Annotated in this window: 4 protein-coding genes; 2 read left to right on the top strand and 2 right to left on the bottom strand. The window is 67.4% G+C overall.

The genetic code is table 11. From position 1 onward, the window contains the following. Window positions 1-724, top strand: a 724-nt coding sequence (locus VFP86_14645; GenBank protein ID HET9000873.1) for a fumarylacetoacetate hydrolase family protein, incomplete at its 5' end; no start/stop codon positions are given. Beyond that, window positions 721-1512, top strand: a complete 792-nt coding sequence (locus VFP86_14640) for an SDR family oxidoreductase (GenBank protein ID HET9000872.1) — start codon at window positions 721-723, stop codon at window positions 1510-1512. The genes VFP86_14645 and VFP86_14640, both read left to right, overlap by 4 nt. Before the next feature lie 3 nt (window positions 1513-1515). On the opposite strand, the gene VFP86_14635 is transcribed toward VFP86_14640, so the two are convergent. Continuing rightward, entirely contained in the window at window positions 1516-2106 is a 591-nt protein-coding gene (locus VFP86_14635) for a DUF3105 domain-containing protein (protein ID HET9000871.1), read from the bottom strand. A gap of 181 nt (window positions 2107-2287) precedes the next feature. Next, window positions 2288-2815, bottom strand: a 528-nt coding sequence (locus tag VFP86_14630) for a BMP family ABC transporter substrate-binding protein (GenBank protein HET9000870.1), incomplete at its 5' end; no start/stop codon positions are given.

Here is a 2815-nt window from a genome sequence, read left to right as displayed (position 1 = left end):
GTTTCGTTCGGCGAGTACGCGGGGGAACCACCCCCGACCCGCCCCGCTCAACGCCCCCACGTTCGTCGCTCCGTATCGACGCCCGCCAAAGATCTGGGGGATCGGCCTCAATTACCGGGCGCATGCCCACGACCTCGGCGTGACGGTCCCCGAGGAACCGGCGTCCTTCATGAAGCCCTGGACGACCATCATCGGTCCGGGCGAGACCATCCGGCTGCCGATGGCGTCTCAGCGGGTCACCGCCGAAGCCGAGTTGGGGCTCGTGCTGGGCCGCCGGTGCCGCGATCTCACCGAGCGTGAGGCGGCCGCGGCGCTGTTCGGATACGTCACGCTCCTCGATATGACCGCGGAGGATATCCTCCGCCGAAACCCGCGGTTTCTGACGCGGGCGAAGTCGTTTCCGACCTTCCTGAGCTTCGGGCCGTGGATCGTGACTCCGGATGAGATTCCCGATCTGGGTGCTATACGCGTGACCACGGTCCGCAACGACCGGGCCGCGGCGTCGAACACCGTCAGCGACATGGCCTTTTCCCCGTTCCATCTCCTGGCGTTCTTTTCACGCGTGTTCGAGTTCGAGCCGGGAGACTTGCTCTGCACCGGTACCCCAGGCGCGGCTGTGATCGAGGACGGCGACACCGTGGCCTGCCGGATCAACGGATTCCAGGACCTGGTGAACACGGTAGCGCGCACCGATCCCACAGGAAGCAGGGAGGGATCCACATGAAAATCGATTTGTCGGGCCGGGTCGCGGTGGTCTCAGGCGCCAGCGCCGGGCTCGGGCGCGCGATCGCCCAAGGCCTCGCGGAGGCCGGCGCGGACGTGGTCATCGGCAGCCGAAACGCGGAGGCGATCCGCCGCGCCGCGACCGAGATCTCCGGGAGCACCGGCCGGCACGCCATGGGCGTCCCGGCCGACGTGTCCCGACCCGAGGGGGCAGACGCGCTGATCGGGGCCGCGCTGAGCCACTTCAGTAAGATCAACATTCTCGTCGCCAACGCGGGCGGCCCGCCGCCGGGTTCCGCGCTCGTGCTCACCGACGCTCAGTGGGAGCAGGCGTTCCGGCAGAACCTGATGAGCGCGGTCTGGTTGATCCGGGGGGCGGTACCGTCGATGAAAGCCCAGGGAGGGGGACGCGTCATCACGATCATCACCTCAGGGGTGAAGGTCCCGATCCCCAGCCTCGTCCTGAGCAACGTATTCCGATCCGGCGTGGTTGCGCTCGCGAAGACCCTCTCGCTCGAACTGGCGCCGCACAAGATTCTCCTGAACAATCTCGCCCCGGGGCGCATCCGGACGCGCCGCACCCAGGAGGTCGATCTGGCGGCCGCGCGGGCGAGCAACCGCACCGTCGAGGACGTGGAGCGGGAAAGCACGGCGGCGATCCCCGCCGGACGCTACGGCGATCCGCGGGAGTTCGCCAATATGGCCGTGTTCCTGGCCTCCGATCAGGCGAGCTACATCACCGGCACGACGATCACCATCGACGGCGGCGCGACCCGCGCGATGCAGTAGCCGTTACGGAATGTCTTCGGGGCCATGATCGACGTGGGCGCGGTAGAACTCCACGATCTTTTCGCGGTCAAACTGATCCAGCCACAACCGCCAGGTCCACGCGAGCACCGCGTACGGGTGCTCCATGTCCTTGTAGGGGACGATCACCAACTTCGCGTAGCCGTACTTGCTCTTGGGAAAACTTCGCACCATCTCCTGGAACTGCTGGATCTGATCCGGCGACACCGGAGGCCGGTACGCCAGCACGATGTATCCGTGCTCTAGGCTGTGCACCCAGAACCCCTCGAGGAGACCCTCCGGGTACACGCCCCTCGGCGCCGGGGTGGGGTAGTGGTCCCCGGATGCCGGGGGGTGGGCGCGGTACTTGATGTCGCTGCCCATTGGCACGTGGGTGTTTCCCTCGTACGGGACCCGCTCGCCCTGGAGGGTCGGCCCACCCTGGGCGGCCGTCCGCGAGGAGAGCGCCCACCAGGCACCACCCCCGATGACGACGAGGGCGGCAACCCCAACGGACCACCAAATCCACGCGGGCTGCCGCCGGCGGCGGCTCCCCGGCCGTACGCCCGTGCGCGCCTGCGCCGTGCGCTCAGGCACCGGCCTGCTCGGAGGCGGGGGGCTCGGCGGCGGAACCGATGGGCCTTCGCGAGCTCGACGGCGTCGCTCGGCGCGTGAGAGATGTTTCATCTGAATATCGACACCACCAGGGAGTTCGGGTCGAAGATGCCGCGGTCCTTCGAGGACCACAGCGTGCCGGCGGCGACGATCATGAAGCGGGCTACTTTGTCGGTACCGTGCCGACGACGCCCTCCACGAACCAGTTCATTGACAACTGCGCGCTGTCGCCCAGGGCGCTGCCGGCTGCGATCCGCACCTTTCCGGTCTGGTCTTTGATCGGCCCGGCGAATTCGTTAAATTTCCCCGCGATCATCGCGGTCCGCTTCGCCATCACCATGGTCTTGAGTGCGGCGGGGACCATGGGCCCAATCGGCGCGATGTCCACCACACCCCTGTCCATCCCCCACCACACGTCCTCTCCCGCAAAAGTCCCGGCCTCCACCTTTTTGGCGAAGTACACGTACATCGGGCCCCAGTCCCACACGGGCGCTGTGAGGAATGTCTTCGGTCCAAACTTGCTCATGTCGGAGTTGTACCCGACGGCGTACTTGCCCTTGGCGGCGGCCGCCTGGATCGCGGCCGGCGAGTCCTGGTGCTGCGCGAGGACGTCCGCGCCGATGCTGAGCAGGCTCTCCGCGGCCTCCTTCTCTTGGCCGGGATCGTACCAGGTGTTGGACCAGACCACGTG

It is taken from the genome of bacterium, from assembly GCA_035703895.1.
In the GTDB taxonomy this organism is placed as follows: Bacteria; Sysuimicrobiota; Sysuimicrobiia; order Sysuimicrobiales; family Segetimicrobiaceae; genus Segetimicrobium.
This window is presented reverse-complemented; position numbering and strand designations above follow the sequence as displayed.

Bases quoted from the DNA above. Each gene is read 5' to 3' on its own strand.
- VFP86_14640 (HET9000872.1), top strand. From the start codon at position 721: ATGAAAATCGATTTGTCGGGCCGGGTCGCGGTGGTCTCAGGCGCCAGC.